The organism is Sphingomonas sp. (assembly GCF_024508665.1).
GTDB lineage: Bacteria > Pseudomonadota > Alphaproteobacteria > Sphingomonadales > Sphingomonadaceae > Sphingomonas.
In genome coordinates, this window is sequence record NZ_JANINP010000002.1 from 490,493 (window position 1) to 505,466 (window position 14,974).

The window sequence follows — 14,974 nt, forward strand, 5'->3', positions numbered from 1 at the left end:
CCAAAAAATTCGTACCTTCAGCAGCGTGGCTCGGGCAATCGCCTACGCCACCAGCACCTGTCCGTTCACCCGCACGCCATCCAGCCGCAGGTCGCGGGTGTGCGCTATCACGTTGCGCTCGCGGGCTTTCCCGACCGTCACGTTGCGGATCAGCACGTCCTGGACCGGCGCCGCCTCAACCCCGACGATGCGCAGCGCGCGGCCGGTATTGTGGCAGTCGACGCGCTCGACGGTGAATTGTTTGTAAGTAGGGGGCGCGTTGCCGCTGCGCGAGCGATGATAGGCGGTGGTGAAATCGATCAGTGTGTCGCTGTCGCGCACCTTCACGTCGCGCACGCGGACCTGGGCGATGGTGCCGCCGCGATCGAGATTGGCCTTGAAATACAAAGCCTGTTTGGCGTGGTGGACGTCGAGCCGCTCGGCGAAGATGTTGGAGGCGCCGCCCGACATCTCGCTGCCGATCGCGATCGCGCCGGCGATATGGGTCGACATCTGGCAATCGCGGATGACGACGTTGCGGGTCGGCAGCCCGACCCGCCAGCCGTCCTGGTCGCGGCCCGATTTGATCGCGATGCAATCGTCGGAGACATCGAAACGGCAATGTTCGATCAGCACGTCCTGGCACGAATCGGGATCGCAGCCGTCGGAATTTAGGTGGTGGCTGATCACCGTGACGTTCCGCACGATCACGTTGGTCGAATAGACCGGATGGATCGTCCAGAACGGCGAGTCGACGAATTTCGGTCCGTCGATCAGTACGTTGGTGCAGCGGAAGAACTGGACGAAGGGCGGGCGCAGGAAATGGCCGGGGCCGAAGCGGCGATCGGCGACGGGCGTCCCCGCCTCCCCCATGTCGCGCAGTGCCGCCTTGTCGCGATCCTGGCGAGGGCGCCATTGGAAGAAGCCCTGCCCGCCCTGGCCGTCGCACACGCCCGGTCCGGTGATCGCGACATTGGTGCAATCGCGCGCATAGATCAGCGGCGAGAAATTATAGACCTCGGTCCCTTCCCAGCGGGTGAGGACGACCGGCAGCGCGATCTCGCCCGGCTTGCCGAAGCGGAGCACGGCATCGCGTTCGAGATGGAGTTCGACATTCGAGCGGAGATGGATCGCGGCGTTGACCCGCCACAATCCGGCGGGCACGAGCACCCGGCCGCCGCCCGCCGTGGCGCAGGCGTCGATCGCGGCCTGGACGGCGAGGTGCGCCGGCGCGCCTTCCCTGGCGCCGTGATCGAGGATCGAGAAGATCGCGGCGGGGAAGACCGGCGGCCGCATCCGCGCGACGATCGCATCGGCAATGGCCCAGTCGGGATCGAGCGCAGGATCGGCGGCAGTGGCGGGAAAGCCGCCGGGAATGATGGCGGCATGCCCGATCCCCGCGCGTCCGGCAGCGGCAAATACGCACGAGCCCGCGACGAACGCGCGGCGATTGACCATCAAACCCCACCCTCTGCCCGGCATTCCACGACGACCCAGGCCGTCGCGGCCCATCCGGACCCAATAAGTGTCGGTCGGCGCGCCCGAATTGGCGACGCCCCAGAGCGACGGATGCGACCCCGCGCCGACCGATCTTGACCGGCCCGCCTCTCTCGCATGCCCCCACCGCCGCGAGTACCCAGGCAACTGACCGAACCTCGATATGCGCGACCTTACCAGCCCGGCACAGTCCGGAAAAGTCCGGAGGGGCGACGCGGCGCGACGAACTTGTTGCTTGCCGGCTCTTTTTGCACGCCCGGGCGCGCGATCAGAACTTCAGCCGCGCCGAAACCTGAAACGAGCGCGGCGGCAGATAGCTGAACTGGTCCGCCTGGCCATAGCCGCTCTGATAGGACTTGCCGTTGATCGTGACGGTCGGCGCCCCCGACGAACTGTTGGCGATCGCGGTCACCGCGCGGCTGTTGAACACATTGTTGACGGTGACGCCCAGGCGCAGGTTCTTGCCGATTTCCTGGCTGATCGCGAAGTCGCCGATGCTGTAGGGCCTGATGCGATAGAGGCGCAGGTCCGGATTGCCGCTGAATTCGGTGGCATATTGCGGTCCGGTATATTTCTGGTTGAACGACAGGCGGAAACCGCCGTTGCGATAGATGAAGCCGGCCGCGGCGGTGGTGAACGGCGCCTTGGCGATCTGCGCCCCGGTCGTCACGCTGCGCGCGTAATTGTACGATCCGTTGGCGAACAGGGTCAGCCCGGTCACAGGCATGTAGCTGACCTGGCCCTCCACGCCCTTGTAGCGAACCTGGCCGATATTCACGAGCAGGGTCGTGTCGCAGCCGGTGGTCGTGCACGTGCCGATCTTGTTGTTGACGTTGATGATATAGGCATCGGCATCGACCGAAATCTTGTTGCCGTGCCATACAGTGCCCACCTGGTAATTGGTCGTGGTCTGCGGCTTCAGGCTGTCGAGCGCACTCGAAAGCTGGCCTGAGGACGAATAGAAGCTCGACAGGTCGGGAACGTACATCCCTTGCGCATATTGGCCGTAGAACGACCAATTGCTCATCGCCTGCCAGTTGATCGTCAGGAACGGCAGCGTCTTGGTCCAGGTCGCCGAAGTGTCGAGCGGCAGGCGCGTCTTCTGGTTGACCGCGGCGTCGATCGAACGGTTGAAATGGACGTATTTGACGCCCGGCGTGATCGACAGGCTGTCGATCGGGCGGAACTCGAATTCGCCGAACAGCTGATATTGGTTCCACTTGGAATGCTGGAGGTAGTTGATGTTGGCCAACGTCGTCGGCGGCAGCGCATTCTGCGCCGTCGTGCCGTTGCCGTTGTTGAACTTCTCGTTGTAGCTCGGCTGGCCGGTCGTGAGATCGAAGTCGATATTGTGGCGATCCGTCACGGCATATTCGTACCAGCCGCCGACCCGGATCTTGCCCATCGAGAAATCGTAATCGACCTGGCCGATATAGCCCCAGACTCGATACTTGTTCATCTTGCTGTAGCCGAGAATGTCTGTGGCTGGCCCGGCCACCGCCTTGTACGGCGAGGCGGGCGTGCCCGCGCCGGAGAATCCACTGACGACGTTGCCGGTATTTCCCGACCAGGTGTTGTTGGTATAGCCGTACATATACGCACGGTTGTCCATCGAGAAGCCCGACCCGAGGTCGCTCTGCAGACGCAGATAGGAGAAATCGGTGGTCTTGTCGGTGCGGTTGTACTTCCAATAATCCTGCTGGGTCGGATCGTTGCCCAGGCCGTAATTGCGGCCATAGACGCCGACGTTCGAGCTCGCGGCGCAATTCTCACCCGACAATTGGGTCAGTGCCTTGCCGTCCGGCCCCAGCGCAGCGTTGGAAAAGCCCGCAATACCCTTGGTCGCGCTGCCGCAGGTCGCGCCCTTCAGCACGTCCGACTGGTAATAGTAATTGCGGTTCCATGTGCTCATCACGGTCAGCGTATTGGCGCTGCCGATCGGGATCACCGCCTTGCCATAGAGGTTCTTCGACCCGACCGGCGAATAGGTCAGCGCACCGTCCGACCGCATATACTGCCCAGTCAACACCACACGCGCGCCGCCCAGGCTGTCGATCTTGCCTGATTGAAGCTCGGCGCGCGCGACGAAGGTGTTCCAATTGCCCAGGATCGCCTCGACCTGCCCCCCCATCTCATCCTTCACGCCACGCGAATAGAGATTGATGTTGCCGCCGAAACTGGCCTGACCGAGCTGGCTGGCATTGCCGGGGCCGCGATCGACCACGACGGTCTCGATCGTGTTCGACGGGAAGAATGAGGTCGAATGGTGCGTGGGGTTGTTGGTGTCGGCGAACGGGATCGAATCGTAGGTGACGTTATATTCGCCGTCCTGGAAGCCGCGGATCGTCGCCTTGGTCTCGCTCAGGCCATAGCCGTTACCCGCGCCCGAGATCGAGACACCAGGCGTCAGCGCGATCAGCTCGTTGAAGTCTGAAGTCGCGGTGGCGTTATCGATATAATCGCGGCTGACCGCCGATTGCGGCTGCGTCGTGGTCAGCGACGCGGTGATCGGCGCGCTTTCGGCGGTGCGCGATCCGGTGACGATGATGTCGGACGAGGTCAGCGATTGCTTGTCGTTCGCCTGTCCCTTTTGATTGGCGCTGGTCGACTGGTCGTCGGTCGCGGGCACCGACGCATCCTTGGCCGTGCCGGCATCGGCATCCTTCGCGGCGACCGTCGTGGCGTCAGGCCCGGCGATCGCATGGGCGGGAAGCAGGAAGGCGCTGGTCGCGGCGGCGGCGAGCAAGGTGGCGCGGAAAGCAGTTCGGTTCATCATCATCCCCAGTTCGGCAAGTAGGTCGGTTACGGTCGAGCGAGTTCGCGGCGCGCGGCGGCGACCTGGTCGGCAAGGCGCGGATCGGCGAGCAGCCGGTCGGCGATCATCACCGCGACGCCATGGCTGGCTTCCAGATCGGACTGGAAATGGACACCGCAGATTTCGCGGCTGAGCGAATAGTCCTGCGCCCGCGCGATGATCGCCGGGGCGCGGTCGGGCATCAGCCGGGCGAGCGCCCAGCCGACCGACCAGGCCATGCCGCCATGGCCGCTGGGATAGCTGCGATCGGCGACCTTCCCCTTGCCGCAATGCGCCATCCGCGGATCGACGCCATAGGGCCGCGGCCGACGGAAATAGTCCTTGCCCGCGCTGACCACGCGGTTGGTCTCGCGTTGGATTCGCGTGAGCAATGCATAAGTGGCCGGAAGCTGAGCGAGGTCGCGGCCCGCCGCCTGATCGAACGCCGTCGGATTTTCGGTTTCGCCGTCGCGCTCGGCCTGGGCGAGGCGCTCGGGCGAAGCGGCGGCGCGCAGCGCCTTTACCTGCTGAAGCTCGAGCGTTTCGAGCGGCGAGTTGCGCTGCGGCGGCGGGGCGAAGGTGCGGGCAGGCGCGAATTCGGCTGGATCGAGCAACGGCGGCGCAGCATCCTTCGTCGCGGCGGCGCCGGCCGTATCAGCCATTTGCGGTGGCAACGGACTCGCCTGGACGCACGACAGGGCAAGGCCCGCCGCAAGCGCGGACGGCACCAGATATCTGGCGATCATAATGCTTCCCTTTTCACCCATGGGACCGCCAGCGCCCGGAGGCGCCGAGGTCATGTGGGGCCGCTAGGGGCGCGCGATGACGGTTCCGTGACTCCCCGGCTCCCGACCGGGCCGAAAATGCCAACATTGCAAACTTAGAATTTTGGCATCACCCGCTTGTCACATCCCCGGTGTCAAACCCGCCTGCCGCCCGATCCGGGCGCGGTCACCGTTCATGCTGGGAATCCAAAACGATGCGTCGCTGGCACAAGCTGCTTGCCCCCTGGTTCGCGCTCATCCTGTTCGTCATCGCCTTCACCGGAGCAGTGACCCAGGCCACCGCCATCCTCGACACGCCACCGGCAAAAGCCACCATTGCGGTTGGAGGCAAGGCCGATCGCGCCAAACCGGCCAAGGACGAAAAGCGCACGGCGCTGGGCGGCTGGAACCACTGGTTCAAGAAGCTGCATTCGGGCGAATCGCTCGGCCCCGTCGGCATCGCGCTCAACCTGGCTGGCGGATTGGCGGTGCTGTTCTTCGCCGGGTCGGGGGTCTGGATGTACCTGACGATGTGGCTCAAGCGGCGGCGGGCGCGGCGGTTGCGAGCAGGCTAGGCGGATCGTTCGCGGGAATGCGCACGCGCACCTCGAGCCCCGGCGCGGCATCGGCCAGGTCGATCCGCCCATGATGGAACCGCACGATCGCCTGCGCGATCGCCAGCCCCAGTCCACTGCCGCGCGTCGCCGACGCGCTCGCGCCACGCTCGAACGGGCGCGTCACCCGAGCCAAGTCGGCGGCGGCCAGGCCCGGCCCATCGTCGCGGATCGTGATCACGGCCCCGCCAGCGTCGCGTTCGAGCGACAAGCGCGCGCGTGTCCCGGCGGGCGTGTGCGTGGCAACATTTTCGAGCAGGTTGATCAGCAACTGGTTGATCAGGTCGGCATCACCGGTGATCGCGATGTCGTCGAGCCGCCCGACTTCGAGCGTGCCGCCGCGATCGGCGATCACCGGGTCCATCGTGTCGGCGACATCTTCGATCAGCGGGCGGAGCGACAGCGTGCCCATTGCCGACGGGTGTCGTCCGGTCTCGATCTCGGCGAGGCGCAACAGCGCGTCGAAGATTGCGATGATCGACGCGCATTCGCGTTCGGCGCGCTCGAACGTGCCCGACAAAGCGGGGTCGCCATCGGCGGCGCCTCGCGCAAGCGTGCCGCGCAAGCGGGTCAGCGGCGTGCGCAGATCGTGGGCGAGATTGCTCGAGAACAATCGTTGCGCGCGGACCAGTTCCTCCATCCGGTCGATCATGCGGTTGAGGCTGTCGGCCTGGACCGCGAACATGCCGTCGAGCCGGTCGGTCGGAATGCGCCGGCTGAGGTCACCGGCGGCGATGGCGTCGGCGGTGCCTTGCGTTTCGGCGAGCCGGCTGGCGGTCAGGCGCGCGAACAGGAAAGTCGCCGATACGCCCATCACCAGCGCGACCAGCGAGATCGCGAGTACCACGCCGGGAAGCAGCGCATGGAGGCTGGCGGCCGCCTCGCTATGCTGGACTATCACCAACAGGCTCCCGCTCGGCAGCCGCGTGGCGAGCGCGCGTCCCAGCTGATAGCTGCGGCCGCCGCCCAGGAAGCGCACGTCGGAAAAACCCGGGCGCGGCGGCGCGATGTCGAGCCGTCCCGCTGTCCGCGTGCCATCGCGCGAGAACAGCACATAGGTGCGCTCGCTGAGCACCTTGCGGCGTTGCCAGTCGAGGATCTTGGCCGCCACCACGGCGTCGTCGGCCCCGCGCCCGTCAGCCGGCGCGAGATATTTGGCGGCGTGATAGCGCAGGGACGTGTCGATGCGGCTCGATACCCAGGCGTCGGCGGCGCTGAAACCGATCATTCCGACCGCCAGCATCGCAATCGCGAACGCCGTACCGACCTGGATCGCGAGCCGGCCGACGCGCGGGGATCGCGACAATGCGTTGGGGATCAGGCGCACCGATCCGACCGCAAGATATAGCCGGCGCCGCGCTGGGTCTCGATCGGATCGCAGCCGAGGCCCAGCAACGCGGTGCGCAGCCTGCTCATGTTGCTTTCGACGATGTTGGTGGTCGGCGAAAAGGAATAGGCCCAGACGCTTTCGAGCAGCATCGACCGCGTGACGAGACGATCGGCATTGCCCATCAGATGCGCGAGCAACGAATATTGCTTGCGGTTGAGTGCCGCCGAGGCATCGCGATAGCGCGCGCAGTGACTGCTCGGGTCGAGCTCGAGCCGGCCGACCTGGAGCCGCGATCCTTCGGGCCGCGACACGTTGCGGCGCGCGATCGCGCTCAGCCGCGCGGCGAGCTCGTCCATGTCGAACGGCTTGGCGAGATAATCGTCGGCACCGACCTCGAGCCCCTCGATCCGGTCCTTGACCGAGCCCAGCGCGCTCAGCATCAAGACCGGCACGGCATTGCCCTGGCGCCGGACGTGATCGATCACCGACAGGCCGTTGATATCGGGCAGCAGCCGATCGAGCACGACCGCGTCATGCGGCCGCCGGTCGAGCATCAGGATCGCCTCGGACCCGGTCTGGGCGAGCGACGTCTCGTGGCCGTGCAGGCTCAGCCCGGCAGTGATATGCTCGGCGATCACCGGATCGTCTTCGACTATCAGGAAGCGCACGCCCGTCTCCACCGTCCGGATCGGTGGTTGCGGCGCGCATGTGACACGCTCATGTCATGGCCGTGACCGTTTCGGGTCGGTTATGCTCCGTCGGACGGCGGTTGGGGCGCGCCGAACCCGGCCCGCTCGTTGGAATCCTGTCGCAATAGCGCCCGCCCGCCCCAGAACAGACCGAAGCCGATCGCGAAGGGAATGCCGCCGACCAGCAGCGGCAGCATGATGATCGAGGGGTCGCGCATCGCCTCGCCGAACCCCATGAACACCACCACCAGCGAACACAGCCCGCTGCACGTCATGAGCAGGATACCGACGCCGAGCAGCAGGCCACCAAACAATTGCTTCATATGCCCGCCCTCGCTTTGGCCACCACCGCGGCACCCTCGGCGCCCGGTCGGTAGAAAGTGTTGTAGGTGTCGAACGGAATGATCTGTTTGTCCGGCGTGACGAAATGAACGCAGCTGCGCTTCACCGTCGCCAGGTCGAAATTATAGCGGTCGAGGAATTGCAGGATGACGACGCGGAAGCTGTTGGCGTAGCCGAGCTGCTCAGGCACCAGCGCCTGGGGCAGGCAGCATAGCACGCCGGCCAGTTTCTCCTCGGTATTGCATTGCGTGGTCGCCAGGCTGAGCAGGTCGAGCACCCCCTGGCGCAACGCCGGATAGGCCTCGTAGCTGATCGTGTTGGGACCGTTGAGGATCAGCTCGCGCGGCAGGAGCGAGGTGATCGGCGTCACGCTGCGGCCGGCGCGCAGGCCGTAGCCGATACAGATCTGGTCGGGATTGCACGGCAAGGGGATCATGTCTTCCGTCCCGAACACGCCTGCTTTCACCACTTCGCGGCGGATCTGCGAGAGCAGGATGCGGTTGGCCTTGGCGTCGAAACCTTCGTTGCGGCCGGCGTCCTGGACCGGCTGGAACGTGACGCCGCGCACGCACGACCAGTCGAGCGCATGGTCGACGATCGCGGCGACTTCGTGATCGTTGACCCCGCGCTTGACGACCGCGACGAGGGTAGTTGAGAGCCCAACGCGTTCGAGTTGTTCCAGTGCAGCCTGACGGATGCGCGAGAGGCGCGCGCCCCGCAGGTTCATCAGCGCCTCGTCGTCCATGCTGTCGAACTGGAGATAGACTTCGAGCCGCGGCGCGTAGCTGGCGAGACGATCGACGAATCCCGGCTCCTGCGCGATGCGCAGGCCGTTGGTGTTGATCATGACATGGCGGATCGGGCGGCGTTTCACCGCGTCGAGCACATCGAAGAAGCGCGGATGCAGCGTCGGCTCGCCACCCGATAGCTGGACGAGATCGGGTTCTCCTTCGCTCTCGACCAATGCGTCGAGCATGCCCTCGATCGCCTCGAGCGGCAGATGCCCGCCATGCATGTCCTCCGCATCGGCGAAGCACACGGGACAAGCGAGGTTGCACGCCGAGTTGATCTCGACGATCGCAAGGCAACTATGCTGCTCGTGATCGGGGCAGAGACCACAATCGAACGGGCAGCCCGCCTCGGTCCGGGTCTGGGTGCGCAAGGGGCGGTCGCCGGGCTTGAGCCAGTCCTTTTGCGAGCGCCAATAAGCGAGATCGTCGCTGATCAGCGTCTTCTGCACGCCGTGCGACCGGCAGCGCTTGAGGTACCAGACGCACTCGTCCTCGATGATGACCTTGGCGGGCACGATCTCCAGGCAAGTTTCGCACAGGCTCGTGGTCTGGCCGTGGAAGATATAGGGCGCGGCCTTACGATCGGGCGGGGAGTGGAGCGGCGCGTCCGCGAGCGATCCAGAGGAGTGCATAGGCGCTGAGTCCGATCATCACGAAGTGGAACACGTTGAACGGGCCGATCAGCGTTGGATAGGGCTTGAGGAACTCCCAGGCAAATCGCTGAACGGCATAGGCCAGGACGAAAGCGTGGAAGCCGTGCTCGACCGCCCAGCGCCGGCGGCGGACCAATGCGCGCCAATAGACCGCCAGGAACGCCGCCATCGCCAGCGATTCGTAGATCTCGACCGGATGACGCGAGACGCCGTCGCCAAGATCGACGCCCCAGGGAAGGCCGGTCGGCACGCCGTAGGTCTGGTCGCCCAAGCCGGCGAACAGGCAGCCCCAGCGCCCAACGATGATGCCGAGCGCCAAGGGGATGACGAACGGCCCGCCGGTCGATCCGCGCACGCCGCGCGCCCATTTCCACAGTTCGACCGCAATGATTGCTCCTGCCAGGGCGCCGGCGATCGAGTGCGACACGACCGGACGTGCATCACGCAAGGTATTGAGCGACCCGAGCAACCAGGCGCCGAGCGCACCGCCGACCGCGAGACTGACGAAATAACCGGGCTCGGTCTGGCGCGCGAGCCCGTCGACGCTGGTGCGGCGATGGCGATAGACCCAGCGCGCCCCGATGAACGCCGCGATCCAGGCGGCGAGATCGCCGACATAATGATACCAGGGCGCGGTCGGGACGTGGAGCACGCCGGTCGATACCATGGTTCGGCGCGATGTTCAGCGCATTCAGCCCGAACGGGCCCCGCGCCTTCCCGCCTTTCGCGGATTTCCTTGACCATGGTCAAGGAAACGACCGCCCGACGGACCGATCCTCCCGCTCTGTCGAGGAGCAAGGTTCATGTCGTTCTCAGGATCGCAAATGTTTCAGATGGCCGTCGTCGCGATGATGGTGCTGTTCATGATCGTGCTCGGCTATGAGACGATCGCGCAAGCGCTGGCCAATGTCAGGGAAAAGAATTCCCGGTAGGACTGCCCGTCCGGGGGAAGCCCTTGACGGCGGCCGGTGTTTCGCCGCGGAATAACGGTTACGAGGCGCGGTCGGGGCGAGGATGGGGCAACTCCCTGTCCCCTTGCGGGAGAGGGAAGCCCGCCGGCTTTGCCCGTTACTCCCAGCTGATCGCGTCGTTCGAAAATCCGTCGCGCTGCACGCGGACGACGCAAAAGCGCTGCCCACTCGGCGCGCGCATCACCACCCAGCGTTCCATTTGTGTGTCGATCGTCGCGCCGAGTTTCTGGAGGCGCGCGACCTCGGCGGGAATGTCGTCGGTTTCGATGTCGAGATGGATCCGGCTGTCATGCTCGACGCGCTGGATCTGCACGCTGATCTGCCCTTCAGGGGTTGCCAGCATCCGGTAATTGCCCCGCGTGCCGGGATGGTCGGGGTCGATCGGTCGACCGAGCGCTTCCGCCCAGAAATGCGCGGCGGCGTCGATATCATCCGTGTTGCAGTCGATAAGAATGCCATTGATGCGCGATCTATGCACGACACGACCTCCAGTGCGGGTAAGGGGACAGGCGGCGTCCGCCACATCATCGCAGGCAGTTTAGGCCCATTTGTCCGTGATTTACAAATCAACGTCGAGCGCGTGCGCATAAACGGAGCTTATCGATCTCCGCTCCCGCGGTCCTATCGCATGATCGCGCGCAGCTGGTCGGCGGCGGCCCTGAGCGCGCTGCTATCCTGTTCGGCCTTGGCGACGGTCATCCCGCCCGTGAACAAGGCGATCACGACATTGGCGAAAGCATCCGGATCGGGCGCGTAGGAGGCTCCGCCCAACTCCTGGTCGCGGCGGATGCGGTCGGCGATCGCCTCGCGCCAGACGCGATATTCGCGCGCCAGCGCGTTGCGGAGGTCGGCATCGGCCAGCGACAATTCGAGCACGAGGTTACCGAGCGGGCAGCCGGAGACCGCGCCTTGCGCATCCAGTGCAGCACCGACCGTGTCGAATGCCTGGAGGATACCGGCCGCCGCACTCGGCGCGTCGCGGACGGTAGCCACCCAGGTTTCGCCCAGTTCGGTGGCGACCCGCTCACCGATCACCGCCAGCGCGAGCGCTTTCTTGGTCGGGAAATGATGGTGGAGCGCACCGCCCGTGACCCCCGCCGCCCGTACCAGATCGTGCGTACTGGTCGCCGCGAAACCCGACGATTGGAACGATCGCGCCGCGGCGTCGAGCACGCGATTGCGCAAGCCGATCGGATCGTTGGTGCGGATTTTCGATCTGGCCATGCCGCCCTTCCTTTCCGCCCGCCATATCGCCCCAGTCGAAACCGGACAACCGGTTGGTTCCTGGGTCGGCCGCAATGCAACCTTTGCGAAGGATTAACCATGCGGGTCCATCATCATCCCGATAGGATGGATGAGGGCATGTTCGGCCGCACGACCACATTTTCGGAAAAGCCCAAAAGGCGCCCGGCCCTACCCAACGACGTGAGGCTGTCGCTTGACGATGTCGATCGCTACGTCGTCGCCGCGGCCCGGACGCGCGGCTATCCGGAGGATTTCCTGACCCACGCGGCGCGACAGGTGCGCTTCCTGGAGGCGCGCGGATTGCCGGGCTTTGCCTCGTTCCGGCGCGAAATGCTCGAGCATGGCACCGAGACACTGGCCCAGCGCGGACGAGTGGTCCGCCCGGATGGGCAGAGCGGCGGGCAATGTCCGATGATCGATGCGCTGCGGATCGCCGAACGGTTCGACCGGATCGTCGCGCTGCCCCCGGGCCGCGAGGCGGATTATCCGATGCCTTCCAATCCGTTGCTGGCGGTGCCGATGCTGGCCGAATGTGCCGGACGCCACTGCATCATCATGATGACGACCTTCTATATCCACGAGCGGTCAGGGGCGTATGTGTTCGTCGACGGAGATCGCGCAGCGCTGCACGGGTCGTACGGCGCGCTGTTCGAGGCGGATTCGTGGGGCATTGCGCGCTTTCCCGAGGAAACGCACGGCACGCCGCCGCTGCGCGAAGCGCATGTCGAGGCGATCGACTTTCCGGCGGACGCACTGCGCGACCTGATGACGCTGATCGAAAGCCAGCCGTAATCGGAGCTACACGCCGCTCCGCAAAAAGGGACGAACGGCGCCGGCGGTTGGCGCTCTCTATTCCATCAGCCCCAGGCCGAGCAGCAAAATCCCGAACAGGGTCAGCGTGATCGAAGCGAAGATCAGCAGCGCGAAGGTGCGCCACAACGCCGAGAACCAATTGAGCTGATAAGCGCCGCGCAGCTGGAAGAAGATGTGCACCGGCGGACCGAAAGCGATCATATTGCCATAGAGCCAGGCGGGCGCCCCGATCATCATCAACAGCGATATCGTGGTCGCGAGCAGCATCATGAAGGCCAGCGAATAGGTCACGAAAATTGCGTGGTCGTAGAGCTTGAAGCGGCGGCGCCACAGGAACAGCAGCGCCACGAACGGCACCGAGATCGGGATCAGTGCCCAGCTATATTTGTAGGCAGAGGATTGCAGCTTGTAGAGCGCGAGTTCGGGGTTCTTTTGCGCCTTTCTGATACCCTCGTCGAGCGAAGGCCAGCCGGTATCGATCTTGCCGATATTCTCCCGGACGGTCGCTTTCCCGCCCATCGCGAGCGCGGCGCGCGTTGTCTGCAGCGCCTTGAGCGAGGTCCGATAGCCGGTGATATCGTCCTGGTCATCCTCATCGGCCTTGCCCGCGGCGATGCGCTTCTCGATCCGGTCGATCTTGGCCTGCGTGCTTGCGATCTCGCCATCGAGCTTGGCCAGTTGCTCGCCGGTGGTCGCGGGCGGGGCGTCGAAGTTGAAGTCCTTGCCGCCTCCCAGTGAGTGGAAGGTCGCGAACATCAGGAAGACGAAGAACAGGAACATCGCCAGCGGCGAGACGAAGCGCGCGCGCTCGCCGTCGATATAGCGCCGCGTCAGCCCGCCCGGATGGGTGACCAGCATCGGCAGGGTGCGCCACACCTTGCCTTCGAAATGGAACACGCCATGGAGCAGGTCGTGCCCGATCGAGGTCAGGGTCTTGTGGACGTGTCCGTTCTGGCCGCAGGCATGGCAGAACGATCCGATCAACGCGGTGCTGCAATTGAGGCAGACGCCATGCGCATCTTGCCCGCCTCCATGTTCGCCCGCCTTCGGTTCGACCGCGCGCCCGATCAGCGCGCCGGTCGCGATATCGCTCGCTGCCGCAAATTCCCCGCTCATGGCGCGATGGATAGCATTGGCCGCACAAAAGGCGATAGCGCTTTGGCCACCGGTGTCGGCATGATAATTGAGCCGCCATGGAAACGACCGTCGACATCGAAATCGATCCCGTCGCGCTGATCGCGTCGATGGGTCGGCACGCGCGATCCGCGGCCCTGGTCCTCGCCGGACTGTCGAGCGCGGACAAGGCGCGCGCGCTGGAAGCGATGGCACAGGCGATTCGTGATGCGGAACCGGATATCCTGGCCGCGAACAAGATCGATATGGCCAATGGCAGCGCCGCCGGCCTGTCGGCGGCGTTGCTCGACCGGCTGAAGCTGACGCCCGAACGCGTCGCCGCGACGGCCGATGGGGTCGCCACCGTGGCGACGCTGAAGGATCCGGTCGGCGAAGTCATCGACGAGATCGAGCGCCCCAACGGCCTCAAGCTGGCGCGCGTGCGGGTGCCGATCGGGGTGATCGGCATCATCTACGAAAGCCGGCCCAACGTGACCGCCGATGCCGCCGCGCTCTGTATCGGATCGGGCAATGCGGTGATCCTGCGCGGCGGCTCCGAGGCGATCGAGAGCAACCGTGCAATCCACGCCGCATTGGTCCGCGGACTGGAAGCGGCAGGCTTGCCCGCCGAAGCCGTGCAATTGGTGCCGGTGACCGACCGCGCCGCGGTCGGCGCGATGCTGGCGGGCGAAGGCGTGATCGACATGATCGTGCCGCGCGGCGGCAAGGGCCTGGTCGCGCGCGTCCAGGCCGAGGCGCGGGTGCCGGTGCTCGCGCATCTCGACGGGATCAACCACATCTATGTCCACGCCTCGGCTGATCAGGCGATGGCCGAGGACATCGTCGTCAATGCCAAGATGCGGCGCACCGGCGTGTGCGGCGCGATGGAGACATTGCTGATCGACCGCGATTATCCGCATGCCGGACAGCTGATCCAGAAATTGCAGGCGGCGGGATGCGAGGTCCGCGGCGATCCCCTGCTCCAGCAACTGGTGCCCGGCGTCGTGCCCGCGGACCGCGAGGATTGGGACACCGAATATCTCGACGCGATCGCCTCGGCCCGTCTGGTAAGCGGGATCGAGGAGGCGCTGAGCTTCATCGCCGCGCACGGATCGCATCATACCGACGCGATCGTCGCCGAGGACGAACGCGTCGCCGAACGCTTCCTGTCCGCGGTCGACAGCGCGATCGTGCTGTGGAACGCCTCGACCCAATTCGCCGATGGCGGCGAGTTCGGCCTGGGCGCCGAGATCGGCATCGCGACGGGACGATTGCATGCGCGCGGCCCGGTCGCGCTCGAGGGGCTGACGACTTATAAATGGATCGGGCGGGGGACGGGCCAGATCCGGCCGTAACGCAGCGGTTGGCCGGACGAACCC

14 protein-coding genes are annotated in these 14,974 nt (G+C 65.4%); 3 read left to right on the forward strand and 11 right to left on the reverse strand.

Annotated features, from left to right (window positions below):
* Positions 1 to 42 precede the first annotated feature (42 nt).
* The 3 genes from Q0L25_RS05030 to Q0L25_RS05040 form a co-directional block, all read right to left on the reverse strand.
* Positions 43 to 1,437, reverse strand: coding sequence for a glycoside hydrolase family 28 protein (locus tag Q0L25_RS05030; protein WP_296612107.1), 1,395 nt, complete (start codon positions 1,435 to 1,437; stop codon positions 43 to 45).
* Positions 1,438 to 1,744: 307 nt separating this feature from the next.
* A complete protein-coding gene (locus Q0L25_RS05035; protein ID WP_296612109.1) occupies positions 1,745 to 4,252 on the reverse strand; it encodes a TonB-dependent receptor in 2,508 nt (835 codons plus the stop codon).
* Positions 4,253 to 4,278: 26 nt separating this feature from the next.
* Positions 4,279 to 5,016 (reverse strand): phosphatase PAP2 family protein, encoded by a 738-nt coding sequence (locus tag Q0L25_RS05040; protein ID WP_296612111.1) that lies wholly within the window; start codon positions 5,014 to 5,016, stop codon positions 4,279 to 4,281.
* Positions 5,017 to 5,186: 170 nt separating this feature from the next.
* Between Q0L25_RS05040 and Q0L25_RS05045 the strand changes: the two genes are divergently transcribed.
* The gene (locus Q0L25_RS05045; protein ID WP_296612112.1) at positions 5,187 to 5,609 is read left to right on the forward strand and encodes a PepSY domain-containing protein; all 423 of its coding nucleotides are present in this window, start codon (positions 5,187 to 5,189) and stop codon (positions 5,607 to 5,609) included.
* Here Q0L25_RS05045 and Q0L25_RS05050 read toward each other — a convergent pair.
* The 7 genes from Q0L25_RS05050 to Q0L25_RS05080 form a co-directional block, all read right to left on the reverse strand.
* On the reverse strand, positions 5,572 to 6,975 hold the full coding sequence (locus Q0L25_RS05050) for a HAMP domain-containing sensor histidine kinase (RefSeq protein ID WP_296612114.1): 1,404 nt from the start codon (positions 6,973 to 6,975) through the stop codon (positions 5,572 to 5,574). The genes Q0L25_RS05045 and Q0L25_RS05050 overlap by 38 nt on opposite strands.
* Entirely contained in the window at positions 6,966 to 7,646 is a 681-nt protein-coding gene (locus tag Q0L25_RS05055) for a response regulator transcription factor (RefSeq protein ID WP_296612116.1), read from the reverse strand. The genes Q0L25_RS05050 and Q0L25_RS05055 overlap by 10 nt, the downstream gene beginning before the upstream one ends.
* Positions 7,647 to 7,726: 80 nt before the next feature.
* Positions 7,727 to 7,990 carry a hypothetical protein gene (locus Q0L25_RS05060; protein ID WP_296612118.1) on the reverse strand — a complete coding sequence of 88 codons (264 nt, stop codon included), beginning with the start codon at positions 7,988 to 7,990 and terminating at the stop codon, positions 7,727 to 7,729.
* A complete protein-coding gene (locus Q0L25_RS05065) occupies positions 7,987 to 9,432 on the reverse strand; it encodes a radical SAM protein (RefSeq protein WP_296612120.1) in 1,446 nt (481 codons plus the stop codon). Before Q0L25_RS05065 ends, Q0L25_RS05060 begins: the two co-directional genes overlap by 4 nt.
* Positions 9,377 to 10,120, reverse strand: coding sequence for a prolipoprotein diacylglyceryl transferase family protein (locus tag Q0L25_RS05070; RefSeq protein ID WP_296612122.1), 744 nt, complete (start codon positions 10,118 to 10,120; stop codon positions 9,377 to 9,379). The genes Q0L25_RS05065 and Q0L25_RS05070 overlap by 56 nt, the downstream gene beginning before the upstream one ends.
* Before the next feature lie 401 nt (positions 10,121 to 10,521).
* Positions 10,522 to 10,902 (reverse strand): VOC family protein, encoded by a 381-nt coding sequence (locus tag Q0L25_RS05075; protein WP_296612124.1) that lies wholly within the window; start codon positions 10,900 to 10,902, stop codon positions 10,522 to 10,524.
* Between the two features lie 143 nt (positions 10,903 to 11,045).
* Entirely contained in the window at positions 11,046 to 11,648 is a 603-nt protein-coding gene (locus Q0L25_RS05080) for a TetR/AcrR family transcriptional regulator (protein WP_296612126.1), read from the reverse strand.
* 99 nt (positions 11,649 to 11,747) lie between these two features.
* Here Q0L25_RS05080 and Q0L25_RS05085 point away from each other — a divergent pair, with 99 nt between their 5' ends.
* Positions 11,748 to 12,461 (forward strand): hypothetical protein, encoded by a 714-nt coding sequence (locus Q0L25_RS05085; protein ID WP_296612127.1) that lies wholly within the window; start codon positions 11,748 to 11,750, stop codon positions 12,459 to 12,461.
* 57 nt (positions 12,462 to 12,518) lie between these two features.
* Here the strand turns inward: Q0L25_RS05085 and Q0L25_RS05090 are convergent, their stop codons facing one another.
* Complete coding sequence (locus Q0L25_RS05090; RefSeq protein WP_296612129.1) at positions 12,519 to 13,598, reverse strand: DUF3667 domain-containing protein; 1,080 nt, start codon at positions 13,596 to 13,598, stop codon at positions 12,519 to 12,521.
* 77 nt (positions 13,599 to 13,675) lie between these two features.
* On the opposite strand from Q0L25_RS05090, the gene Q0L25_RS05095 reads away from it, so the two are divergent.
* Positions 13,676 to 14,950: a glutamate-5-semialdehyde dehydrogenase gene (locus Q0L25_RS05095; protein WP_296612131.1), complete on the forward strand. Its 1,275-nt coding sequence runs from the start codon at positions 13,676 to 13,678 to the stop codon at positions 14,948 to 14,950.
* The last annotated feature ends 24 nt before the right edge of the window (positions 14,951 to 14,974 follow it).

Coding starts and splice junctions, on each gene's coding strand:
- Q0L25_RS05030 (WP_296612107.1), bottom strand. CDS start 1,437: ATGGTCAATCGCCGCGCGTTCGTCGCGGGCTCGTGCGTATTTGCCGCT.
- Q0L25_RS05035 (WP_296612109.1), bottom strand. CDS start 4,252: ATGATGAACCGAACTGCTTTCCGCGCCACCTTGCTCGCCGCCGCCGCG.
- Q0L25_RS05040 (WP_296612111.1), bottom strand. CDS start 5,016: ATGATCGCCAGATATCTGGTGCCGTCCGCGCTTGCGGCGGGCCTTGCC.
- Q0L25_RS05060 (WP_296612118.1), bottom strand. CDS start 7,990: ATGAAGCAATTGTTTGGTGGCCTGCTGCTCGGCGTCGGTATCCTGCTC.
- Q0L25_RS05065 (WP_296612120.1), bottom strand. CDS start 9,432: ATGCACTCCTCTGGATCGCTCGCGGACGCGCCGCTCCACTCCCCGCCC.
- Q0L25_RS05070 (WP_296612122.1), bottom strand. CDS start 10,120: ATGGTATCGACCGGCGTGCTCCACGTCCCGACCGCGCCCTGGTATCAT.
- Q0L25_RS05080 (WP_296612126.1), bottom strand. CDS start 11,648: ATGGCCAGATCGAAAATCCGCACCAACGATCCGATCGGCTTGCGCAAT.
- Q0L25_RS05085 (WP_296612127.1), top strand. CDS start 11,748: ATGCGGGTCCATCATCATCCCGATAGGATGGATGAGGGCATGTTCGGC.
- Q0L25_RS05090 (WP_296612129.1), bottom strand. CDS start 13,598: ATGAGCGGGGAATTTGCGGCAGCGAGCGATATCGCGACCGGCGCGCTG.
- Q0L25_RS05095 (WP_296612131.1), top strand. CDS start 13,676: ATGGAAACGACCGTCGACATCGAAATCGATCCCGTCGCGCTGATCGCG.